Here is a 22,552-nt window from a genome sequence, read left to right on the forward strand (position 1 = left end):
TGGAGATAATAATATGAAAATAATAGCTGATTTTAACCGCTTACTCATTACCTGTAGCATAGCGTTGCTAGCTGCATGTGGTGGTGGAGCTAGTAATGATATTGATTCAGGGCAAGTTTTATTGACCTGTAGCGTACCGCAGATCCCCAATGCAGCGGGTACTGAATGTGTTGATCCACCCCCGATTAATTGTCCGGCCCCAACTGTGCCTGATGAAAATAATGAGAGCTGTGTAGTTGGGGCTGATCCAACACTGCCTGATCCTGTGGTTTTTCCAGCGGATGACGAAGCCATTTTGTTCTATAACCGTACCAGTGATGATGCTTATGAAGGGTATCGTTTGCACACGTGGAATAATGATGTGTGTGATGCATATGCAGCACCGTTTGATGCGACGGATTGGGCAAATGGTCATGAATACGATGGTATCGATCCGAACTATGGCGCGTACTGGATTGTAAAACTCAAAGACGGCTACAACGAGTGTGCCAACTTCATTGTACATATTGGTACTGAAGGTTCAGGCAAAGCGTTTGGTGATGTCGATTTAAAAATGCCATTGATGCAAGACGATGAAAAGTTCCAACGTATGAACTTTACCATTCATGGTGAACCATCAGTATTTGAATACCCAATTGTTAGCTTAGGTGAGCGTCCGGTGAGTATTTCTGGTGCGTCTGCGCATTGGATTGATCTTTCAACGGTGATTTATAAACCAAGCAATGAGCTTACGAGTATTATTAAATTGCACGCTTCAAGCAGTGCAGATTTAGCTGTCGATGAAGATACTGGTGAGTTAAATGGTCAAGTGGTTGAACTAACATCGACGTCTTTGAACGATGAGCAAGTAGCTAAAGTGCCACACCTTGCTGCATGGAATGCTTACCAAGGTAGCTGGGATGCAGCCGCTGCAAAAGAGCTGATTAAACACCAGTTAGTTGTGGCAGGCTATGATGCTGATGGCAAGCTAATTGAAGCAACTTATGTGCAAACTGCTAAAGCTCTCGATGACTTGTACACCAGCGGTGAAAGTGATGCCAATGAAGCACAACTAGGTGTGCATTACGCCAATAATGGCATTGATATCTCGGTATGGGCGCCTACTGCAAGCAATATGAAATTAGCGCTTTACGATGCTAATAAAACTGAGCTTGAACAACTTGCTATGACCTTTGATAGCACAACGGGTATTTGGTCTAGTAATGTCGATATCAGTCACGATCGCCATTACTACCGTTTTATGTTTGATGTTTATCATCCTACTACCAAGCAAATTGAACGTTTATGGAGCACAGATCCTTACTCTTTAAATGTTTCAACTAATGGTTTATACAGCCAACTAATTAATCTTGATGATGACGATACTAAACCGAGTGGCTGGGATGATCGTGTTGTACCAACCATTGATTACCCCGAACAAGCGGTGATTTACGAAGGCCATGTACGTGACTTTAGTGTTCGCGATGAAACGGTAAGTGAAGCAAACCGTGGTAAGTATCTTGCGTTTACTGAGCTTGATAGTGCGCCAATGCGACATCTTAAAAAGCTAGCTGATAATGGCTTAACACATTTCCACTTACTGCCACTGACAGATATTGGCACTATTGACGAAGATGCGAGCCAACGTGTAGATATTACAGCAACGTTAGGTGATTTATGTACACGCATTAACGATGATGCCGATGCATGTAAAACCGAAGATAAGAGCGCATTGATTATTGACCTAATGGCTTCATACCTACCGGGGTCTGATGATGCACAAGCACTTGCCAATGCAATGCGTGGTGTTGATAGTTTTAACTGGGGTTATGATCCGCATCACTTTATTGCCCCAGAAGGCTCTTACGCTTCATCGCCTGAAGGTATAGCACGAGTTAAAGAAACGCGTGCGATGATTCAGTCTTTACAAGAAATTGGTTTACGTGTCGTGCTTGATGTTGTTTATAACCACACCACGTCATCAGGTGTCTGGGATAAATCAGTCTTCGATAAACTGGTACCAGGTTATTACCACAGATATAACGAAATATCCGGTGATATCGAACGCTCAACTTGTTGTGAAAATACAGCAACAGAACATGTCATGATGGATAAGTTTGTTGCTGACTCTATGGTGATTCTAGCTCGTGATTTTGGTTACGATAGCTTCCGCTTTGATGTGATGGGGCATATGCCAAAAGCGTCAATTATGACGGCTCTTAGTGCAGTGCAAGTGGTTGATCCTGATACCTATTTCTACGGTGAAGGTTGGAACTTTGAGGAAGTAGCTGATAATCGATTGTTTGTGCAAGCTAAGCAAATAGATATGGCTGGCACAGAAGTCGGCACCTTTAATGACCGAATTCGTGAAGCAATTCGTGGTGGTGCTTTCTTTAGTAATAGTGCGACAGATGGCAACTTAGCCGAGCAAGATACGCTTCGCTTATCGCTTGCCGGTAACTTACAAAACTACATTCTTAAAGACTTTAAAGGCAATTCAGCAAAAGGCAGTAGCTTTAGTTGGAATACGCAGCCTGCAGCCTATGCACTGGACCCTGCTGATAGTATTAACTATGTCTCTAAGCATGATAACGAAACATTGTGGGATCAGCTGCAATATAAACACGGCAATAACCTTAATATTGAAGAGCGTGTGCGTATTCACAATATGGCTCTAGCGATGCCATTAATGAGCCAAGGTATTCCATTTATGCAAATGGGTGCGGATATGTTGCGTTCTAAATCAATGGATCGTAATAGCTATGATTCTGGCGATTGGTTCAATTTTGTTGATTTCAGTAAAGAAACTAATAACTGGAATGTCGGTTTACCACCGGCACAAGATAACCAAGCTAAATGGGGCGAAATCGCACCAATTTCAGCAAATACCAATGCGCAAGCGATGGCAAGCGACATTGAATATGCAAGTAATGTATTTACTGAGTTCTTATCAATTCGCAGTAGTAGCCCGCTATTTAGCCTAACCACGGAACAAGACATATTAGACCGCGTAGGTTTCCATAATATTGGAAAACGTCAACAGCAAGGTTTAGTGGTTATGAGCATTGATGATGGCGTTGGTTTGACGGACCTTGATAGCCAGTATGATGCGATTGTAGTGATTATGAATGGAACCGAGCAAAGCTTATCGCATACGGTATCTACTGCCTACGGTTTTGAGTTACATCCTGTTTTAAAAGCGAGTGTTGATTCAAGTATGTCAGCAGCAAGCTTTATGACAGGTGAGGGGGAGGGGACTTTTACAGTTCCTGCTTACACGATTGCTGTGTTTGTGAAACCACAAGGTGTTACGCAAGGTGAAGGTCTAAGTGCTAATGCTACTGCGGGTGCACCAGATATCGTGCCATTCGGTAGTACAACCGTTTATGTTCGTGGCTCATTAAACGATTGGGGTACGGCAAACGGCTTTGACTATGTAGGTAATGGCGAATATAAAATTGCCATCCCACTTACAGCAGGTAGCTATGAGTTTAAAGTGGCATCTGAAGATTGGTCTACGGTTGATTTTGGTGCGCTTTCTGCAGATGTTGCTGAAGTGATTGAAGGTGAAGACGAGCCACTTGCACGCAGTGGGGCCAATATGACCTTTACTGCAGCAATGGACGCTATCTATGTGTTCTCATTTGATGCAACCGACATCGAGAACCCAGTGCTTAAAGTGTATAACGAGGAGCCATTTGTGGGTACTTCAATCTATGTACGTGGTAATTTAAATGATTGGAGTACCAGTGACGAATTGATGTATCAAGGTAAAGGCGTTTACACCTTCACTAAGCAATTAATAGCTGGCAGCTATGAGTTCAAAGTAGCCTCTGGAGATTGGAAAACGGTGGATTATGGTTCAGGTGAAAGCAGTGCGGTTGTTACCGTAGGAACTGAGAAACTGCTTGCAGTGAAAGGTACAAACATGACTATCGACATTGCAAGGGATGGCCAATATCAGTTTGTATTTGATGCTAGCAACCTTGAAGAGCCACTCATGACCGTGTTTAACGCAGAAATGTTTGGTGAAACCCCTGTCTATCTGCGTGGAAGTATGAACAATTGGGATCCAGTTAACCTATTAACCTATGCAGGCGATGCTATATATAGTACGACAATAGCACTCGATGTTGACGATTATGAATTCAAAGTTGCGTCTAGTGACTGGAACACAGTGAATTTAGGTGGTAGTGGTGAATCGCCACTCGCTGTTCTTGGCGAAGCGGCCTCGTTAGAAGCTGTCGGTGCCAATATCTCATTGAGTATTACACAGGCGGGTAACTATCGTTTTACAGTGCAAGGACCTGATCTGAATAAACTAACAGTAATGGTTGAAGCTGTGGAATAGCTTTCCCTGCAGTACCCTTAAGCCGGGCTTTGCTCGGCTTTTTTTATTTTTATTGAAGCAGAGCTGAAGATTGTTTATGGTGATAAATCACCTATAAAGGAGCCTGTGATGTCAGAAACAAGTATATTGAGCGCCCGCTTTAATCCTAAAGTAAAACAGTATTGGTTATTACTGGGTATGTTTACCTGTGTGATTAGTATGATAGGTATTCCTTTTATCCCTATTGTTGCTCTTATTATTTGGCTGGTGGCAGGGCGTATTCTAGCCGCTATGTCGGCACAGCTATTAACGCGAAAACTGGTGGTTAAACGAGGTGTGTTCTTCAAAGAAGAAAAATCAATACCGCTTGAAAAAATCACTGATGTGGCATTAAGCCAAGGGCCTTTAATGCGCCAGTTTGGTTTGTACCGACTCAGCTTCGAAACGGCTGGGCAATCTGGGCAGGGGGCTTTGGTGTCTTTACTCGGCGTGATTGATGCTGCTGAATTTCGTGAAGCCATCCTAAAGCAAAAGGATGAAATAAGCCAAACAAGCGCTAAGGCTGAGCCACAATCTGAGGATAGCCAGTTAGCGCTTTTGCGTTCACTGACCTATAGCGTAAAAAACATTGAGCAAATGTTAGTTACGCTATTAGATGAAAAGCGTTAAACAGATTGCAACGTTGTGCTTCCAGCTTTTAGCGTAAAGGCTTTTTTGCGATCATTGAGCATGGTGTAACTGGCCGTTTTAATACTGCTTACAAATTGCCATTCTGCATGCGCTTGCTGTTCGGTGAAAGTGACTGTTAAATAACCGCGTTCAACTAAGTTATTATAGGCCAAGTCATTAACCAGTAATGCGATCACTTGTTCCATCTGTGTAACTGTTTCGGCTGATTGGCTGTTGAGTGCCAAATAGTTTTCAAGGCCAGGTGATGATACAGAAGACGTTGCAAACTCAACGCCGGCAGTGTGTGACGCTGCAAACGGATTACTCGCATCGGTAACGAGTTGGCCTGCCCATGCATTGTGAGTGTCGCCAGCGAGGACCACGAGGTTCTTCTCTGCAGTGATTGCCGTGCCAAGTATCACTTCTCTCTCGTAAGCATAACCATCCCATGCATCTAGGTTATAAGGTGCTGTTGTTTCTACCCGTGCTCGTTCTTGTGCTGTCACACTTGGATCCCCCGCTAAAATGCGTCCTTTAATTTGCGCAAGTTCGCTGAATAATACATTGGCTTTTGCAAGTAACTCACTGGGATCATTGCCTCCGGCTTGTGCTATTTGAATTGACATTAACAGTTGCAGTATTTCAAAAGGTAAGTGCATTTTAGTCATTAATACTTGCTGACCCAGTACTTGCCATTGTGTGGTTGCCGTACTTAACCCGTCGGTAAGCCAAGTGAGTTGCTCGTTTCCTAAAAGGGCTCTCGATGGTGAACTGATTGCAGCGGCAAAATCGCTTTGTCCTTGTGCACTTGTTAAATCAAAGTCGGCATAGTTTAGTTGTTCATCACGGGCTAAAACACGCGTATCGAGCATGTGCAATGACACTAAATTACCAAATTCAAAACGGCGATAAATTCGTTCTTTATCGGCGACATTGCGTATTGGCATCCATTCAAAATAGGCTTGTAAGGCGTGCAGCTTACGTTCGGTAAAATCGCCTTCTCCTTCGTTATGGTTTTCAGCACCATTTTTCCACGTGTCGTTGGTAATTTCGTGGTCGTCCCACACCGTTATAAATGCGCAATTACCGTGTGCGGCTTGTAAGTCTTTATCTGTACGATAATGGGCATAGCGTTTGCGGTAATCAGTAAGCGAAATAATTTCTTCACTGTTATCATCGGGCAGTAAGCGTCCAAGTAAGGCTGCATCCTCTGTGGCATAGCCGTTATTACCGTATTCGTAAATGTAATCACCCAAATGCAGTACCGCATCTAAATCGGTTTGCTTAGCTATTTCACCATACACATGGAAAAAGCCTGCGGGGTAGTTGGCACATGACACAACTGCAAATTTTACTTGCTCAATGGTGCCCGTAGGGAGTGTTTTACCTTTCCCAATAGGTGATGTTTTGCCATTACTTATAAAGCGGAAATAATAGGTGGTGTTTGCAGTTAATCCTTGTAGATCAACTTTTAAGGTGAAATCAGTTGCCGCTGTTACGTCGGTCTCGCCATCGTGGCTAATCGTGTCAAAATTAGCATCGGTAGATGCTTGCCACTTGACTTTAATACTGGAGGTTGCGGTATCAAGAGGCGTAACGCGGGTCCAAATTATAAGGCTATCGGCCAGTGGGTCACCACTTGCAACGCCATGGTCAAAACTGACATGGGTGCTGACATCTTCATCGTCGTCTAAAGTGCAGCCCGTTAAGCCTAAAGATAAAACGGCGACCCCAAATCCGGCCGCCGATGCTTTTAAAAAATGTCTTCGTGTAAATGTCATTGCTCTGTACCTGTTAATAGAAAAGTAAGAGCTTATCCGACCAGTGTTACTGTTCTGTGAAGCTAAAAAACGTGGCAGATTTGTTCAGCATTACACGTAATTACTGTGACATTCTCGTAACCTACGCGGGTTAGCGCTTCAGCACTGAGTGTGGCACGAGCGCTACTTGCACAGTGCAAATAGATTGGCCGAGCAGGGTCTTTTTCAATTTCCATTAGTTTCATTTCAAGCACACCGCGCGGGATATTAATCGCACCTGTTGCGGCTTTTGTGGCATGTTCCGCGGGCTCACGTACATCAATTAATAAACCATGATTTTCGCTTAATTCTTGTTTTGCTTGCTCTGCACTAATGCGGCGCTGATTAGGGGCAACAATTTTCATTAGGTCAGGAATTGGGGTTAGCATACTAATCCTCCATGCCAAGTTTGCGTAATAGGGTGATCATAGGACACCACTTAGTGAATGCCGATTGAATTAAGTTTAGAGCAATAAATACCGTAAACCAAATCCACATAGGATTGTGAAACTGTTGGAGCAACAATGAAATACAGATCATTACACCAGCAATAAGGCGGAGCGCGTCATTTAGTTTCATAATTAAACCTCAATAACAAAGGGTGATGTAATTAATATATTAGAAAAATCTACATTAGTAAATTCTAATATTAGACTTTTCTAATATATCTATCTATACTTTACGGGTATTTAAGAATATAGAGTGGTGTGATTATGAACATCGATTTTGCGGCAATGGCCGACAATGTTGAACAAGCAGAGCAAATATTAAAGATCTTAGCGAATAAAAATCGCTTGATGATTCTATGCTCATTGCAAGAGGGAGAACTGAGTGTCAGTGAGCTTAATGAAGCGGTTCCTCTGGCACAGTCTGCTTTGTCTCAGCATTTAGCTGCACTGAGAAAAGCTGAAATTGTGGCGACTCGTCGTGAAAGCCAAACAATTTACTATCGTGTCGTTGATAAAAGTGTGATGGCTATTTTAGAAACACTTCATGGTTTATTTTGTAAAGGTAGTTAAGGGATGAATGCTATCGATAATGCCGTAAAAAATAGCTTAAGTGGGCGAATTCCAGTCATTATTTTTATAATGGCGATACTGCTTGGTCTCATGGCGCTAAAGCAAACACCACGCGAAGAGGAACCACAAATAGTGGTGCCCATGCTCGATATTTATGTTGCTGCCCCGAATGTTGAAGCCCCAGAAGTCGCTCGGTTAGTGACAGAACCATTAGAAAAGCTATTAGCGCAATTAACCGGTGTTGAACACATCTACTCGACGACACACAGTAATAATGCTGTGGTTACATTGCGCTTTGAAGTGGGCCATGATCGCGAAAAAGCGATACTCGATACGTATGCCAAGCTTTATAGTTATCAGCACACTATGGCGTCAGTGATTACATCGTGGCAAATTCGCCCCGTTGAGGTGAATGATGTGCCAATTGTGATGCTTGGGTTATTCAGCAAAGACCCAAAACTCTATGATGACTATCAGTTAACGCGTTTTGCGAATGAAATTGCCACAAGCTTACAGCGCATTGAAAATACCAGCGAAGTCAAAGTGATAGCAGGTCGAACTCGGCAGCTCACTATCGACCTTGATGCCAGCGCATTAGCGGCACACCAAACCACTTTAAACGACGTATATTATGCCCTCAAGGTGTCTAACCAGCTGGTTAATGTTGGCAGTGTTGTAGATGGTAAACAGCACATTGCTTTGCAAGTGGGGGATGTATTACGTACTCAGTCGGCAATTGAACACCTCGTTGTTAACGTAGTAAATGGTAAAAGTGTTTATTTGAATGATGTGGCGACTGTCGCCGATGGCCCCAGCGAAGCCCAAAGTTATCAATGGCTTGCTCAATCAGATACTGAGCAGCAACTGCCATTAGTGACGATTAGTGTTGCCAAGCAAGCAGGCACAAATGCGGTGGCTGTTGCGAATCAAGTGCATGATGTGATGAACCAGCTATCGGTGACATTATTGCCTGATGAAGTTGGCTACACGGTACTGCGTGACTATGGCCGAACTGCCAATGAAAAAGTGAATAACCTCACTTCTAGTTTGGTGTTTGCAGTATTTACAGTGGTTATTTTTGTTGGCGTGTTTTTAGGCTGGCGACCCGCTATTGTGGTCGGTCTTGCGGTGCCTATTTGCTACGGTATTACTTTAACGCTCGATTTCGCATTTGGGTATACCATTAACCGAGTAACCCTGTTTGCACTGATTTTATCTCTGGGCTTACTTGTTGATGATCCTATTACAGGAATCGACAATATCAGCCGTTTTATTACTAAAAAAGGTGATAAAAAACAAAATATTGTTGATGCCATGAGTGAAATTAGAGTGGCTCTATTTATGTCGACTCTAACCATTATGGTGGCATTCATTCCGCTTGCGTTTATCACTGGCATGATGGGCCCTTACATGGCACCTATGGCATTCAATGTGCCTGTTAGTGTAATGGTTTCAACTATGGTGGCGTTTTTTGTGACGCCATGGCTGGCCATGAAATTACTCAAAGCCCCCGTTGATGACAACATGCAATTAGAGGCCAACCCTCATAGTTTATATGAGCGTATTTTGTCGCCATTACTTGAATCTAAAGGCCGTGCAAAACTAGTACTATGGATCACCTTAGGGTTGTTTATCGCCAGTGCCATGTTGCCAGTAATGCGCGCTGTCCCTTTAAAATTGCTGCCGTTTGATAATAAAAACGAGCTTCAAGTCTTAATCGATATGCCAGAAGGCACTAGCCTTGAGCAAACAGCGGCTTTTACTCGAAAAGTGCAATCGGTCACTTGGCAATTAAATGAAGTGAGCGAAGCCGCAGCGTATGTCGGTCAGCCATCAAGTATGGACTTTAATGGTATGGTCCGTGGGTATTACCGAAGAGAAGCCGCAAACCTTGCTGAGCTTAGAGTATTACTACTTGATAAAACCGAGCGTGACCATCAATCTCATGGTGTGGTTATGCGCTTACGTGCTGCATTAGCCCCTCTGGCAACCGAGGGTATTGTGCTAAAAGTGGTTGAAGTACCGCCAGGGCCTCCTGTCCTAAGCACCTTGGTGGCCGAAGTATACAGTGATCCATTTGTTGATACACACACGCACCATCAGGCTGCAGCTGCTGTTGCAAATAGACTTAAACAAGAACTGCATGTAGTCGAAGTTGATACCAGTATGGCTGCCAGTGCGCCATTACAACGCTTCATAACAGATAAAACCAAAGCGTCGTTATCGGCTGTTTCAACCCAAGATATCGCACACGCTTTAGCGATTGCCTCGCACGGTGAAAATGTCGGTGTGCTCTATGTTAGTGGGGAAACTAACCCTGTCGCTATTAAATTGCAGCTACCATATCAAGATCGTAACCAATTTGCTCAGTTACTCGCATTGCAAGTTCGTGGCGACAGAGAGCTTGCAAAAACCAGCGATGAGTTTGGGCTGCAAAGTGCGCCACGTCCGCTGGTGGCATTATCTGAGTTAGGGGCATTTAAATATCACGATGTTGCAAAACCGATTATGCGTAAAGATCAGCGAAATGTGGTTTACGTCATGGCTGAACTCAATGGCCGGACACCCGCTGAGGTAATTGCCGATGTTAATGCAGATTTAGCTGTTAGCAGTAATGCCTTCAAGCAAAGTGATTGGCAAAGCAGGCATTTTTTTAGTAATGGTGGCACCGCGTCATGGCAATTACCTGCGGGGACAGAGGTCACTTTCAGTGGTGAAGGTGAATGGCGCATAACGATTGATGTATTCCGTGACATGGGGATTGCGTTTGCGTTTGCATTAACGGCCATTTTTATCATTCTGCGTATTCAAACACACTCTGCCAGTTTGTCACTGATTATTATGTCGGCTATTCCCTTGACGGTCATTGGTATCATGCCGGGTTTTTGGTTATTGAATCAATTTGGTGAGCGCAGTATTGCTGGCGCCCCTGAGCCTGTGCTGTTCACTGCAACGGCCATGATAGGCATGATTGCGCTTGCGGGGATAGTTGTGCGTAACTCACTTATTTTAGTTGAGTTTATTAATCAAGCGCGCGGGCAAGGTATGGCTATTAAAGAAGCACTTATTGCAGCGGGTACTGTGCGTATGCGGCCTGTTTTACTGACCGCAGGCACCACTTTATTAGGTAACTTGGTAATCACTTTAGACCCTGTGTTCAGTGGCCTAGCGATTGCGATTATTTTTGGTATTGTGGCATCAACACTGTTCTCATTGTTTGTTGTGCCACTGGTTTATTATTTAGTGTTTGCAAAGGATGCAGCCAAAGAGGAACACGCTCATGCAGGGTAAATCGAAACTTATTGGTTCAATTATCGCGTTAATGGTCATTATTGTTGCGGTACTTTACATGGCTGGCAGCTTTTCTGATAAACAAGCCCCAGGCATAAAAAATCCCGCGGCGAGTGAGTACACAGGTCAGTTACTTACTGTGACATTGGCTGATATTGCACGTGATGAAATTGTGCCAGGGACCGTTATTGCTAAGCAAAATACCCAAATATCATCGCGCGTTATGGCGCAAGTTGAACGTTTAAATGTGCGTGCTGGTGACACTGTGCGCCAAGGTGATGTATTAATTACCTTACAACAAGACGATTTTAAAGCACAGCTTGCTCAAAGTGACGCACAAATTAATGCTATTAATGCCTCGCTTACCCAAGCTGAAAAGCAGCTCAAGCGAGTTAATGACCTTTTAAAACAAGGTTTAGTGTCAGTCAGTGATTATGATGATGCGAAAGCAAGGTTTGATAATTTAAGCGCAAATCTAGCCATTGCTAAGCAGCAGCAAACTCAAGCGCAAGTGGCATTGAGTTTTACAAAAATTAAAGCGCCTATTTCAGGCGTGGTCGTAGAGCGATTTGCTGAACCGGGTGATACCGCTACTCCGGGCAAACCGTTACTTGCGCTTTATAACCCACAACAATTGCAATTGGCGTTTAATGTCAGGGAGCAGCAAGCTATTAAGTTGGCTGTTGGGCAAACATTAACAGTAACGCTTCCAGCATTATCGACATCTATGAGCGCAACGGTAACCGAAATTGTTCCCGTAGCTGATAGCGCAGCCCGCAGTATGGAAATCCGCTTAGAAACGCAGGCTCAAATAGGGTTAATGCCGGGATTGTATGCGCAATTACGTTTACCATTGGTCACTGCCAAAGGCGTATTGATTGACCCAAGCTGGGTGCATCAATATGGTCAATTAAGTATGGTGTATGTGAAAGAAGGCGGTCATATTGTGCGTCGCTACGTACGCTTAGGCGAAATGGTGGGTAATAAGCAGCACATCGCTGCAGGCTTAAACCCTGGTGATGTGCTGGCTGTCTATTATTAATGTAACCAGTTTATATTTAGCATGGGACTTTAACCGTCGCTATTTTTTCGCCTTGAATGTCATGATAGTGTTTTTCACATAAATGATTATCCCAACCTCCTGAACTTCCTCCAAAAATAGGTGAGTGGCTGCTGCCACTGCCTATGGGAGTTTTAGATGAATGAGATAAATTTTGATCCAGTGCTTCTTCCAGGCAAGAAGAGATCTCCTTCACTCCCCCTTTAGTTAGCAGAGAGAGTGTATATCCTTCGAACTTCGTAAATAATGGATTTAATTCGACATCTAATCCCCTGAATTCTTTAATCCACTTTACATTAAAAACCACTTTATAACCTGTGCTGTCAGGTACATCAGAGTGGGTAGGTAAATCAACTATGGTATTGAAGTTGCGTGATACTTTTTTCCAGCTACCTTGATATGAAAACCCTAAAGCAAACAGCGAAAATCCCGTTGAATCCATTTTATCTGTCATGAAGGCAGATTCTGGGTTTTTAAAATCTCGATAAACTTTATGATTTAACTTCGTTTGTAATTCTGAAGCTGTTTTTCCGCCATATGCAGCATTAACTGCGCTTTTTATGTGTGAAGGACATGTCTCAGAGTTAGTTTCGCTTATTGACATGAAGTTATTCGTGGTGTCGGAAGAGCTGCTTACAGGTTGCTGCTTAATTTGCGCTTGAGCTTCTTTTATAAAAGTAGAAAAGTTTTTATCAGTTATTTTGACTTTGTTTATAACTGATAAATCATTACTTGCTGGTGAGATATTTTGACTATATTTCTCAAGGTTCAAAGCCGGTAGGCCTTGGTTTTTATAACTAATCAAAAAAACAAAGTGGTTATCGCTTTGTGTGTCTGCAATAATTACTTTTTTACTGTCGGCATAACACGCTTCATTTCCTAAAGTCATTTCGTGCTTTGGATTCGATGACTCACAACGCATGTTTGGTGACTCTTGATTTGCATAATACTTAGCTTCGTTATAACTGCAGTTTTCACATAAATGCAGAGTAATATCTTTTTCAATAGCACTTACAGTGTTACTTATAAGAGTCAAAAGTAAAAAATAAAAAAAGAATAGTTTCATCGTAGCTCCTTGCTTTGATTTAATCTTATGATGTTAACTTTGTGAGTGTGTTTTTATTATAAAAAAGTGAGCGCACTTTTATCTTGTCAATCAAATAAAGGTTGCTATCTCGTCCAGTGGCTTTTTCACTAAGGCATGCTCAGGCAGGGTTGCATCAGCACTCGGGTAGCCTGCGATAAGGAGCATATAAGGGCGTTCGTTATCTTTATCTCGACCACAAATCTCGGTTAAAAAGCTCATTGGTTTTGGCGTATGCGTTAGTGTGGCAAGTCCTGCTCTGTGCAGGGCTTGAATCAAAAAGCCTGTGGCAAGGCCGACAGATTCATGCACATAATAGTTGGTGTTTTTGTCATCGGATGTAATACCGCCTTTCTTTTGACTGAATACAGCAATAAGCCAAGGGGCATGCTCAAGGTAGGGTTTACTGGCATCGGTGCCAAGTGGTTTTAGAGCGTTCAGCCATTCTTCGCCAGCACGGCCTTCGTAAAAGGAGCGTTCCTGTTTTTCTGCCGCATCACGAATTTGTTTTTTAACGTCATGACTGTGTATCGCAACAAAGTGCCAAGGTTGATGGTTTGCGCGACTCGGTGCAGTACCTGCGGCTTTAATACAGGTTGCAATTATTTCTTTTGGTACTGGGCGGTCACTAAAACTGCGAATACTGTGTCGTCGCTGACTCACGGCTAAAAATTCTTCTGCACGCTTGAGCATTTCGTCGTGAGGGTATTCAATAAAATCATTGAGTGGCTTATTTTTGTGTTCTTGCATGGCTTTTCGCTTCTTATCTGTTAATGATGTCATCACATTATAGTTGTGTATGCAGGTTTCGGCGGTAGTCTTCTAACTCATTACTTAACCAGTCTTTTGATGTAAGTAACGTGCCATTGCTAAGTCTGACTTTATAGGGCTTACCGCTCCATGAACTTTTACTGGCGAGATTCTCTATAAACTTTTCGGCGGTTTTAGCGTAACGAGTTGCTTTACTGTATTTCATCGCCAAGTGCTCGGCGGCATCTTTACTTGAATGTTCGGTCCCGTTGCGAATAAAAATAGCATCGCTCTGCGCCACAAAATCAATTAAATGATTAATCTCTTGCTCTGCAGTGTTGGCATAACTTAATTGACTAACAGATAGTAACATCAGGCTCAGTAGCCAATATCCTTTGATCATTACTTTCATTGTGCTTCTTGCTCTATCGTGAGGGTTGCAATTATGGGGTTGTGATCTGAACTTTCAAGCTCAGGCACAACCGTTGTTTCTATTTTGACACCACGTACCCACACTTGGTCAAGTGCTAATCCAAATGCTTTGGTGCGTTTATCGTCTAAATAGATGGCTTCATGTAAACCAAGGTTTTTGAGTGTCTGTGTGACGAGTTGTTGTCTTTCATCACTCCAGGTGTTGAGGTCGCCAGCAAATATAATGGGGCCGGTGTGATGGCGCATAATGTCTGCGGCATCATCGAGTTGTTGTTTTAAGTCGCTAATGCCAAAAGTAAAGTTTATAGCGTGTAGGTTAACACTGAGTAATAACTGTTGATTTGGTAAGGCATATTCAACGATATTGGTCGCTTTTGGGCTGCGCAGCCACGGTTCTACATGCGTTAATGTACAGTGTACGGTAGCTGGCCAGCGGCTTAAGGTCATGACACCAGATTGCACGTTACCACTTTTATAGCCTTTGGCAAAACGCCAATAAGGCTTTAGATTGGTTAGGGTTGAGTCTTTAATGGCTTCTTGTAATAAGACAATATCTGCACTCTCATTGAGTGTGTTTAAGTCGTTGAGTAAGCCGTCAATTTGGGCTTTATAAATATTCCAACTGAGCAGTTCAAATTGATATGGCAATATATAGTGTCCCGCATAAGTTTGCAGACGGCTTTGTGCTAATTGTTGCTGGCAGCCAGCTAAATTAGCCGCTGTTTTTGTGATCCCTTGTTGTTCATCAGAAAGTGGCTCACTTGAAAGACTGTGCCAAGATAATAAACTCAAAAACAATAAGTGCAGATACGATGCCATAATGCCCCTAAATTGCTGACCTAACCGTTAGTTGAAGACAACTTAAGTTTAGTTCAAAGTAAGCATGCTAAAAAAGAGATGCTTTTCTGGTACTCAATCACATATAAACACTGCGATGTTTTACTCATAACGCAGCGCATCAATTGGGTTTAAACGCGCAGCCTTAATAGCAGGCGCTAAACCAAACACAATACCAATCAATGAAGTAAAGCCAAACGACAGCATAATCGCCCAACCCGGTATGTAGGCTTCTGGCATGCTCGGCACTAATATTGAAATCAGTGCGGCAGCGCCATAACCAATCGCTAAACCAATTAAGCCGCCAAACAGCGATAGCACGACAGCTTCAACTAGAAATTGCAGCATGATAAAACCAGGTGTTGCCCCTAAGGCTTTTAAGGTGCCGATAACGCGGGTACGTTCCGTTACCGAAACCAGCATGATATTCATCACACCAATTCCACCGACGACTAGGCTTATACCTACAATTCCAGCGGTAATGGCAGTTGCGCTACCTGTAAATTTATCAACATTAGCACGGACTTTTTCCGCGGTCTCAAATTCAAAGTCGTCTTCATCACCATCTTTTAATTTATGAAGCTGTCTGAGAATTCGACGAATTTTAGCCAACACTTGTGCTTCGTTAGCGTCGTCTTTTAAGCGGAACATCATTTGTACATTCGTATCAACGCTACCCCCTTCGAGGGCGCTCATGGTGCTGATCGGAATATTAATATAATCGTCTTGATCAAAGCCAAGTAAGCTCCCTTGCTTTTCAGCTACACCAATAATGCGAAACCACTCACCGCCCAGTTTAATGTACTCGCCAACGGGGTTGTCGGGTAAGTTAAGCTTTTCAATTATCGATGGACCAATAAAAGCAACGCGACGGCGCTTTTCGTCATCTTCTGCGCGAATAAATCGGCCTAATTCAGGGTAGGTACGGTAGGCTCTTTGATAATCTTGTTCGGTGCCCATCACTCGTGACGAGTGGCTTTTGTTGCCATACTCAGCAGCGCCAGAAAATCGCCATGTAAACATTAATGCAGTGAAGGTTTCAGCCTCTTTTATTCGCGCCTTTAAGGTTAAGAAGTCGCTATAAGTTAGCTTGGCTTGCTGTCCCACCATTTCTTTTTCAACACTGGTATAGGGCTTTATATTGGTTACATCTGGAGACATATCAGCGAGTTGGTCATTAATTTGTTTGGTAAAACCCTGCATAACGGCCACCACAGTGACAACCGCAGCGACCCCGATGATGATCCCTAAACAGGTGAGGGCACTGCGCATGGCATTGGCTTTTATTGCCATGAGTGCCGCTTTACTTCCTTCCATTATTGCAATAGCAGATCTAAACATGCAGCCTTGCTCCTTCACCTTTACGAGTGTCGCTCACCACTTTCCCATCGACGAGTCGAATAACGCGTTGACAATGGTCGGCAATATCTTGCTCGTGAGTCACTAAAATAATGGTGTGGCCTTCGTTATGTAATTCATCAAATAGGGCCATGATCTCGGTGGTCGTTTTGCTATCTAAGTTACCGGTTGGCTCATCACCAAGTAGAATGTGTGGTTTGGTTACGAGCGCGCGGGCAATCGCTACACGTTGTCGTTGACCGCCAGATAGCTGGCTAGATAAATGGTTCACTTTATCGCCAAGGCCAACACGCTGTAATGACTCAAGCGCTTTTTTTTTGCGTTCTTTCGCGGAGATAAAACGATAAACGAGCGGCTGCATAACATTTTCCAGTGCGGAAGCGCGGGGTAATAAGTTAAAACTTTGAAATATGAAACCCACGCTTTCATTGCGTTGATGAGCAAGCTCAGTTTCACTCATTTGTTTAACTAACTTATCTTTTAAATAGTAATCACCACTGGTTGGGGTATCTAAACAGCCAAGCAAATTCATTAAGGTTGATTTACCTGAACCCGATGGGCCGATGATGGCAACATACTCATTTTGTGCAATTTCGATATTGATGTCATCCAGGGCTTTGAAAACTTGCTCGCCCATTTTGTACTGTTTATTAATATTAGTCAGTTTGATTACCACAGACATCAGGATGCCCCTTTTACAAGGCTGTCTTTAATTGCCACGGTATCGCCATCTTTTAATGAACTAAGCGGTCTTGCAGGACCAATCACAATGCGTTCACCCACCGTTACACCCTGTGTTATCGCTTGCTCTATATCTGATGAAATTCCCACCTTAACAGGCGATTTAGTGACGGTGTTATCGGCGTTTAGCTTCCATACAAAGTAGGTATCGCCTTCCTTTTGAATTGCTTCTATGGGGAGTTTTAAACCATTTTCGGTAATGCTTGTGGCAATTTCAGCTCGGCAACTCATACCAGCATAAAGTTGACGCTCAGTGGCATCAAGTAGCACTTTGACTTTAAACGATAGCCCTTGCGAACCTGGTTGGTTTTTTGCTGAAGTGCCAATGTTTATGACTTTTCCTGTAAAGGGTTGATTAGGGTAGGCTGCGGCATAAATGTCGGCATGTTGATTTAACTTTATGCCAGCAATATCAGTTTCATCAACCCGTAACTCCGCTAAAATTGCACTGGGGTCGGCGACTAGCATTAGGTCTGAACCAATAATGTTTGTCGTACCGGCTATCACGGTTTCACCTTCTTTAATGTTGACCGAAGCGAGTAGCCCACTCATGGGTGCGCGAAACACACTTTTATTTAAACGGTCTTCGGCAATCAGTAACGACGCTTGTGCTTGATGATAGGTTTCACGTTTCGCTTCAATATCAATTTCGGCTAAATCACGCGCGTTTTGTAGGTTTTCATACACTTCTTGGCCTGCAAGCCCGACTTCATAGAGCTCTTTTTGTCGACTTAATTGTCGCTCAATATTTTTCAGGCGTGTTTCGCTGTGTTTAATATCAATCTCGGTTGCACGCAACACCGCTTTGTTTCGCGCCACCTCAGATTCAAATGCAGTGGTATCAAGGCGCATTAAAATATCGCCTTCGGTGACACTTTCACCTTCTTCAACAAATACCTTCGCAACCCGCCCAGTGACTTCTGAGCGTAACTGTACTTGGGTGTTAAATACCAGATTACCAGAGGCCAAAATTGAATCAGCAATACTACCTTGTTCAACGTTTGCTACATGCATTTCAGGCACTTTTTTGCTGTTTGTTATTTGCTTAGATATGAGTAATGCTGCAAATGCCGTGATAGCAAGGCCAATAATGATGGCTTTTTTCATGTTACTTCCTTGTGGGAGTAAGAGCGGCAATGCCGCTCATTTGATAGCTAGATGATTGCAATAACTGTCCAAATACCGTAGATCGCGATACTGGGTAGGGCAGCAAACAGGAGTGCTTTATTAAAGTTGAAGTTAGTCCAACACTTTAAACCGACTGCCGCTAGTACAATGCCCCAGATAGAGAAAATGTTTAGGCTTTCAAGCATGGTATAAAAAGGATGACCGACCTCAAGGCCGATGAGCAATTGATTGATTGAGGCATAATTAAAGAGGGTTGGTGAAAGCTGGTTGTTGCTGGCAGTTAAAACGAGGATCAATATACCCAAGCTTGAAATAACCATTGGCATCATGGTCCACACGCCAAACCCATACCACGCACCGTAGCTATAGTTAGCCTCTGGATCTTGCTTTGATACAAATAGGTAGTAACCCGCCATCAATGCATTAATAACAGCTAAGCCAATAATACCACCAAAGAGCGCAAACCATACCTGCATATCAAGCGTTTGCTCCATGCTTTGACGGATCATTTTTTGCTCAGCAATTGTGGCATCAACACTGGCTGCAGCGACTTGCTGATCGATTAAAAACTGAGGATCTGCTTTGTTATAAAAAGCGAGCATACTTGCCGCGAGCATGCCTGCAAGTAATATGAAAGCAACAAAAGACCAGCCTTTTGCCTCCTTCACTCCATTAAACGCTTTGCTTGGGCTGATAAAAATATCAACTAGTGCTGTCACTGCATTCGACGATTTCATTATTATTCCTTGTTAAGTAACATTTATTTTTAGGTACTAAAATACCCTGATTTATTATTAATTAGAAGTCTGATTTGTAACTATATATTAACAGTTGTGAATAGGGAAATTGTGTTATTCTTTAAAGAGTAAGATAGGTGTAATAATCAAGATTAAGTAGGTATATATAGTGAATAACAATGTGCGTTGTATTGATGAATTAGTACTGGGATTTTGGCGCTTGCTAGATTGGCAAATATCACCACAGCAATGCTTAAGCTTTTTAGAGCAAGCCATTGAAGTAGGGGTTACACACACTGACCATGCTGATATTTATGGTGAATACGGCTGCGAAGCTGAATTTGGTAAAGCGTTACAACTAAAGCCGAGTATTCGTGATGAAATAAAAATAATCACTAAATGTGGAATTAAACCCGCATTTCCCAGTTTAGGCTTGCAAGGCAAAGCGAATCATTATGACTCGAGTGCAGCCCATATCATCGCATCCGCTCAGCAATCGCTTAAACACTTTAATACCGACCGATTAGATGTGTTACTGATCCATCGCCCTGATTATTTAATGAATGCAGAAGAAGTAGCTGAAGCATTCAATACTTTAAAAGCAAATGGTGATGTTATTGACTTTGGTGTTTCAAACTTCACGCCGTCACAACTCAGCTTACTGCAGTCCCGTTTAGACTTTGATTTAGTCACGAATCAAATAGAGTTTTCGCCTTATGAGATGAAAGTGCTTGATGATGAGACTTTGGATCAATGCCAATTACTTGATATTAAACCCATGCTTTGGTCACCTTTAGCGGGCGGGCGTTTATTTTCAAATGACGATGAAAAAGCAGTGCGTTTGCGTGCGGTGTTGGAGCAAGTTGGCAACGAAATTGGAGCCAGCTCTATCGATCAAGTTGTGTATACTTGGTTACTCATGCACCCAAGTTTGCCATCGGTAGTATTGGGTACAGGCAACATTGCCCGGGTTAAATCAGCCGTCGCAGCGAAAGAATTCACGATGAATCGTGAGCAATGGTATCGTATTTGGCAAGGCTCTACAGGCCACAGTGTGCCATAATTTTAAAGTGCGCTTTAACGAGAAAAGGGCCTTTCGGCCCTTCGTGTTGCAGCAAGTAACACATTCTTTTTTAAAGCGTAAAGTCAACTGCGTAAGCGACATACACTTTTACATCAGAGCCATCAATGTCTGTGTCAGACACGCCAAATGTAAAGCCGTCTTTTGACACAGAAACACCGTAGTCAATGATATTATCATCACCAATGAAATCGCCTGAGTAATGACCCAGATGAAGAGCCATTTCTGCACCGGTACTGCCAACTGGGAAGCTATAGTCAGCATTTAAGTATAAAGAATCTCCAAAATCTGTACCGTCACCGCTGGCTGCTGATGTAGCAAGGATTGCAGCACCAAAAGTGAAACTACCCATGCTGATGCTACCGTAGATCTCTGAAAAGTCAGCGTCAGTATAAGATGCTGCATCAGGGTAAGCATAATAAATGTAGCCAACATCGTAGCTAAATGTTTCATTGATATCACCGCCAAAACCTGCATAAAGGTCTAGCTCGTAAGTCATGTCGTCAGCCCAGCTGGCATTCGATACCCAAGTACCTGCGTAAAAGCCAGATTCACTTGCGTAATCAATACCGCCCTGAATTGCAGCATCACCCCCAGTTTGCTCTTGACCACGCCATAAATAGTTTGAAGTAGCCGCAGCGTTTGCTGTTACTTCTGCATAACTATATGTTGAGCTCAAAGTTAATAGCGCAATGGCGCTTGCTACGACCGTTTTTTTTAGTTTTAGCATGTTTCTCGTATCCTGTTGTTATGTTGATTTGCCCCATTTCAGATTGCAGTCTGGTTATTATTTGAGGACAGTTTTTATGTGTTGTCTGGATACGATGTAGCACTGGTTGTGCCAAGTTAATTCTGAAAGGGATATTTTATGTTTAACTGCTTTAAAAACAGCCTTTTAAGCGTGTTATTTTTTAAAGTTTAGATTTATTTGAATTGTTCATGCGCACACCTGTGGTGCAAAAAATAACCCGGTTGCACAATCGCGAAGCAACCAGGTTTTTCTTGTTTGATAGAGACTTAGCCAAAAATGGCACGCATTAGGCTGATTGTTTCTTCAACGCTACGTCCTTTTTCAACTTCGCTGACGATAGAGTCTCGTTTTGTTTTTATATGCTCGGGGATATCGTCACTTGCAAGCGCGCGGTCTACTAAAATCTCAGCAGACTCTTTGCCGCGACGCACCGTCTTTTTACCTGCTGAGCTCGTTGTACTCTTAGGCTTGTTTAACAACTTAATATAATTAGAGTTATCTGCGGTGCTCTTATCTGCATAATAGAAGAAGCTCGGTAATAGGGCTTTGATTTCAACTAAAGATTGCTCAAGCTCATTTGCTGCACTGGCCATTTTGAACCAAGGCATGCTATGAATTGCAGTAACCACGTCTTGCCAATAACGTTCAAAATCACGGTTGTTTAATTTAGGAACTCCCAACGAAGCGCAAAGCGCATCAAGCTTACTATTTGTAATAGGCGTAAATACATCAGGGCGGCGCATTGCTAATAAGCGCGTTGCAGGCGCAAGCGTTGGTTTCTCTTCGCTGCCTGTAAAGGCCATAAAGTAAGCAACCATAAAATGTTGATAGTGTTCTTGTGTCACATCGCCTTCTAGGGGAATGTGCGCTAGGGCTTCGTCAAAAGCCGCAGGCAGGTCGCTCAGCATTTGATGGAACCCTTTGGCGCTTTTGGTTGAAGCAAACCATTCAACATCAAAGTTATAGCTACTTGGGTCAAGAGAAGCCGTGTGTTTGCCTGCAAAAGCCAAGCGGTCTTCTGGAATCATTTCTTTTAAAGTTTGTGATTTAATTGCGCCAATGTAGTTTGCTAAACGTAATTGCTCATCAAGCGCAATGAGCTCTCTATGTTGCTCAATAAAGCCTGTAACGACAGGCCAAGGTGCAACGCGCAGCGTTTTCAATTGCAAGAAGCTAATGGCAGAGATCAGTAAGTCGTGAAGTTTTTTTAATGTCGGTAACTGCTTATCTTCTAATAAATCATAGTTAATACGATCGCGGCTTGCACTGAGTAGCTCATAGCACCAACCTAAAAAGTCTTCTGGGTGGTTGTCTACTTTCACGGCCATTAGGTTGAGGCTTAGCTCTGAAGATTGCTTGAGAATATTTTGATAAATTTGACTTTCTTGCTCGCTAAGCGCCATTTTTGACGGTGAAATAAGCAGTTTCTTCATGCCTTGTAGACTCTCCAGTTTGATATATTTTTTAGTCACTTTATTTTAGCTTAAATAAGCTAACAGCAACAG

At 42.9% G+C, this 22,552-nt stretch carries 19 protein-coding genes; 6 read left to right on the forward strand and 13 right to left on the reverse strand.

From position 1 onward, the window contains the following. Positions 1-13 precede the first annotated feature (13 nt). A complete protein-coding gene (locus tag H3302_RS01220; RefSeq protein WP_182396038.1) occupies positions 14-4,330 on the forward strand; it encodes an alpha-1,6-glucosidase domain-containing protein in 4,317 nt (1,438 codons plus the stop codon). A 108-nt stretch (positions 4,331-4,438) separates the two neighbouring features. Continuing rightward, on the forward strand, positions 4,439-4,978 hold the full coding sequence (locus tag H3302_RS01225) for a PH domain-containing protein (RefSeq protein WP_036974075.1): 540 nt from the start codon (positions 4,439-4,441) through the stop codon (positions 4,976-4,978). On the opposite strand, the gene H3302_RS01230 is transcribed toward H3302_RS01225, so the two are convergent. From H3302_RS01230 to H3302_RS01240, 3 genes are all read right to left on the reverse strand, one after another. Next, positions 4,975-6,759, reverse strand: coding sequence for an alkaline phosphatase (locus H3302_RS01230; RefSeq protein ID WP_182396040.1), 1,785 nt, complete (start codon positions 6,757-6,759; stop codon positions 4,975-4,977). The genes H3302_RS01225 and H3302_RS01230 overlap by 4 nt on opposite strands. Positions 6,760-6,821: 62 nt before the next feature. Continuing rightward, positions 6,822-7,166, reverse strand: a complete 345-nt coding sequence (locus H3302_RS01235) for a rhodanese-like domain-containing protein (RefSeq protein ID WP_036974070.1) — start codon at positions 7,164-7,166, stop codon at positions 6,822-6,824. A 1-nt stretch (position 7,167) separates the two neighbouring features. After that, positions 7,168-7,356: a DUF2892 domain-containing protein gene (locus tag H3302_RS01240; protein ID WP_036974067.1), complete on the reverse strand. Its 189-nt coding sequence runs from the start codon at positions 7,354-7,356 to the stop codon at positions 7,168-7,170. Positions 7,357-7,490: 134 nt separating this feature from the next. Here H3302_RS01240 and H3302_RS01245 point away from each other — a divergent pair, with 134 nt between their 5' ends. Genes H3302_RS01245 through H3302_RS01255 form a run of 3 tightly spaced genes read left to right on the forward strand, consistent with a single transcriptional unit; the run spans position 7,491 to position 12,129 of the window. Beyond that, a complete protein-coding gene (locus H3302_RS01245) occupies positions 7,491-7,796 on the forward strand; it encodes a metalloregulator ArsR/SmtB family transcription factor (RefSeq protein WP_036974065.1) in 306 nt (101 codons plus the stop codon). 3 nt (positions 7,797-7,799) lie between these two features. After that, complete coding sequence (locus tag H3302_RS01250) at positions 7,800-11,087, forward strand: efflux RND transporter permease subunit (protein WP_182396042.1); 3,288 nt, start codon at positions 7,800-7,802, stop codon at positions 11,085-11,087. After that, positions 11,077-12,129, forward strand: a complete 1,053-nt coding sequence (locus tag H3302_RS01255; RefSeq protein WP_182396044.1) for an efflux RND transporter periplasmic adaptor subunit — start codon at positions 11,077-11,079, stop codon at positions 12,127-12,129. Before H3302_RS01250 ends, H3302_RS01255 begins: the two co-directional genes overlap by 11 nt. A 16-nt stretch (positions 12,130-12,145) precedes the next feature. Here H3302_RS01255 and H3302_RS01260 read toward each other — a convergent pair whose 3' ends face one another. The 8 genes from H3302_RS01260 to H3302_RS01295 form a co-directional block, all read right to left on the reverse strand. Then, the gene (locus H3302_RS01260; RefSeq protein ID WP_182396047.1) at positions 12,146-13,213 is read right to left on the reverse strand and encodes a hypothetical protein; all 1,068 of its coding nucleotides are present in this window, start codon (positions 13,211-13,213) and stop codon (positions 12,146-12,148) included. A 90-nt stretch (positions 13,214-13,303) separates the two neighbouring features. After that, positions 13,304-13,981 carry a nitroreductase family protein gene (locus tag H3302_RS01265; RefSeq protein WP_182396049.1) on the reverse strand — a complete coding sequence of 226 codons (678 nt, stop codon included), beginning with the start codon at positions 13,979-13,981 and terminating at the stop codon, positions 13,304-13,306. Positions 13,982-14,018: 37 nt separating this feature from the next. Next, complete coding sequence (locus tag H3302_RS01270) at positions 14,019-14,393, reverse strand: DUF5329 domain-containing protein (protein WP_036974056.1); 375 nt, start codon at positions 14,391-14,393, stop codon at positions 14,019-14,021. Further along, the gene (locus tag H3302_RS01275) at positions 14,390-15,232 is read right to left on the reverse strand and encodes an endonuclease/exonuclease/phosphatase family protein (RefSeq protein ID WP_182396051.1); all 843 of its coding nucleotides are present in this window, start codon (positions 15,230-15,232) and stop codon (positions 14,390-14,392) included. Before H3302_RS01275 ends, H3302_RS01270 begins: the two co-directional genes overlap by 4 nt. 120 nt (positions 15,233-15,352) lie before the next feature. Then, positions 15,353-16,591, reverse strand: a complete 1,239-nt coding sequence (locus H3302_RS01280) for an ABC transporter permease (protein WP_036974052.1) — start codon at positions 16,589-16,591, stop codon at positions 15,353-15,355. Continuing rightward, positions 16,584-17,291: an ABC transporter ATP-binding protein gene (locus tag H3302_RS01285; RefSeq protein WP_036974050.1), complete on the reverse strand. Its 708-nt coding sequence runs from the start codon at positions 17,289-17,291 to the stop codon at positions 16,584-16,586. The genes H3302_RS01280 and H3302_RS01285 overlap by 8 nt, the downstream gene beginning before the upstream one ends. After that, entirely contained in the window at positions 17,291-18,457 is a 1,167-nt protein-coding gene (locus tag H3302_RS01290; protein ID WP_182396054.1) for an efflux RND transporter periplasmic adaptor subunit, read from the reverse strand. Before H3302_RS01290 ends, H3302_RS01285 begins: the two co-directional genes overlap by 1 nt. Before the next feature lie 47 nt (positions 18,458-18,504). Next, entirely contained in the window at positions 18,505-19,215 is a 711-nt protein-coding gene (locus H3302_RS01295; RefSeq protein WP_074989828.1) for a YIP1 family protein, read from the reverse strand. Positions 19,216-19,384: 169 nt separating this feature from the next. Here H3302_RS01295 and H3302_RS01300 point away from each other — a divergent pair, with 169 nt between their 5' ends. After that, the gene (locus H3302_RS01300) at positions 19,385-20,278 is read left to right on the forward strand and encodes an aldo/keto reductase family oxidoreductase (RefSeq protein WP_182396056.1); all 894 of its coding nucleotides are present in this window, start codon (positions 19,385-19,387) and stop codon (positions 20,276-20,278) included. Between the two features lie 70 nt (positions 20,279-20,348). Here H3302_RS01300 and H3302_RS01305 read toward each other — a convergent pair whose 3' ends face one another. Then, a complete protein-coding gene (locus H3302_RS01305) occupies positions 20,349-21,026 on the reverse strand; it encodes a TorF family putative porin (protein ID WP_036974042.1) in 678 nt (225 codons plus the stop codon). A 287-nt stretch (positions 21,027-21,313) separates the two neighbouring features. After that, on the reverse strand, positions 21,314-22,480 hold the full coding sequence (locus tag H3302_RS01310; RefSeq protein WP_074989829.1) for a hypothetical protein: 1,167 nt from the start codon (positions 22,478-22,480) through the stop codon (positions 21,314-21,316). Positions 22,481-22,552 lie beyond the last annotated feature (72 nt).

It is taken from the genome of Pseudoalteromonas sp. MT33b (assembly GCF_014117385.1).
Classification (GTDB): domain Bacteria; phylum Pseudomonadota; class Gammaproteobacteria; order Enterobacterales; family Alteromonadaceae; genus Pseudoalteromonas; species Pseudoalteromonas lipolytica.

Coding starts and splice junctions, on each gene's coding strand:
- H3302_RS01275 (WP_182396051.1), bottom strand. CDS start 15,232: ATGGCATCGTATCTGCACTTATTGTTTTTGAGTTTATTATCTTGGCAC.
- H3302_RS01265 (WP_182396049.1), bottom strand. CDS start 13,981: ATGCAAGAACACAAAAATAAGCCACTCAATGATTTTATTGAATACCCT.
- H3302_RS01235 (WP_036974070.1), bottom strand. CDS start 7,166: ATGCTAACCCCAATTCCTGACCTAATGAAAATTGTTGCCCCTAATCAG.
- H3302_RS01255 (WP_182396044.1), top strand. CDS start 11,077: ATGCAGGGTAAATCGAAACTTATTGGTTCAATTATCGCGTTAATGGTC.
- H3302_RS01290 (WP_182396054.1), bottom strand. CDS start 18,457: ATGAAAAAAGCCATCATTATTGGCCTTGCTATCACGGCATTTGCAGCA.
- H3302_RS01280 (WP_036974052.1), bottom strand. CDS start 16,591: ATGTTTAGATCTGCTATTGCAATAATGGAAGGAAGTAAAGCGGCACTC.
- H3302_RS01230 (WP_182396040.1), bottom strand. CDS start 6,759: ATGACATTTACACGAAGACATTTTTTAAAAGCATCGGCGGCCGGATTT.
- H3302_RS01250 (WP_182396042.1), top strand. CDS start 7,800: ATGAATGCTATCGATAATGCCGTAAAAAATAGCTTAAGTGGGCGAATT.
- H3302_RS01270 (WP_036974056.1), bottom strand. CDS start 14,393: ATGAAAGTAATGATCAAAGGATATTGGCTACTGAGCCTGATGTTACTA.
- H3302_RS01310 (WP_074989829.1), bottom strand. CDS start 22,480: ATGAAGAAACTGCTTATTTCACCGTCAAAAATGGCGCTTAGCGAGCAA.
- H3302_RS01260 (WP_182396047.1), bottom strand. CDS start 13,213: ATGAAACTATTCTTTTTTTATTTTTTACTTTTGACTCTTATAAGTAAC.
- H3302_RS01295 (WP_074989828.1), bottom strand. CDS start 19,215: ATGAAATCGTCGAATGCAGTGACAGCACTAGTTGATATTTTTATCAGC.
- H3302_RS01245 (WP_036974065.1), top strand. CDS start 7,491: ATGAACATCGATTTTGCGGCAATGGCCGACAATGTTGAACAAGCAGAG.
- H3302_RS01305 (WP_036974042.1), bottom strand. CDS start 21,026: ATGCTAAAACTAAAAAAAACGGTCGTAGCAAGCGCCATTGCGCTATTA.
- H3302_RS01220 (WP_182396038.1), top strand. CDS start 14: ATGAAAATAATAGCTGATTTTAACCGCTTACTCATTACCTGTAGCATA.
- H3302_RS01225 (WP_036974075.1), top strand. CDS start 4,439: ATGTCAGAAACAAGTATATTGAGCGCCCGCTTTAATCCTAAAGTAAAA.
- H3302_RS01285 (WP_036974050.1), bottom strand. CDS start 17,291: ATGTCTGTGGTAATCAAACTGACTAATATTAATAAACAGTACAAAATG.
- H3302_RS01240 (WP_036974067.1), bottom strand. CDS start 7,356: ATGAAACTAAATGACGCGCTCCGCCTTATTGCTGGTGTAATGATCTGT.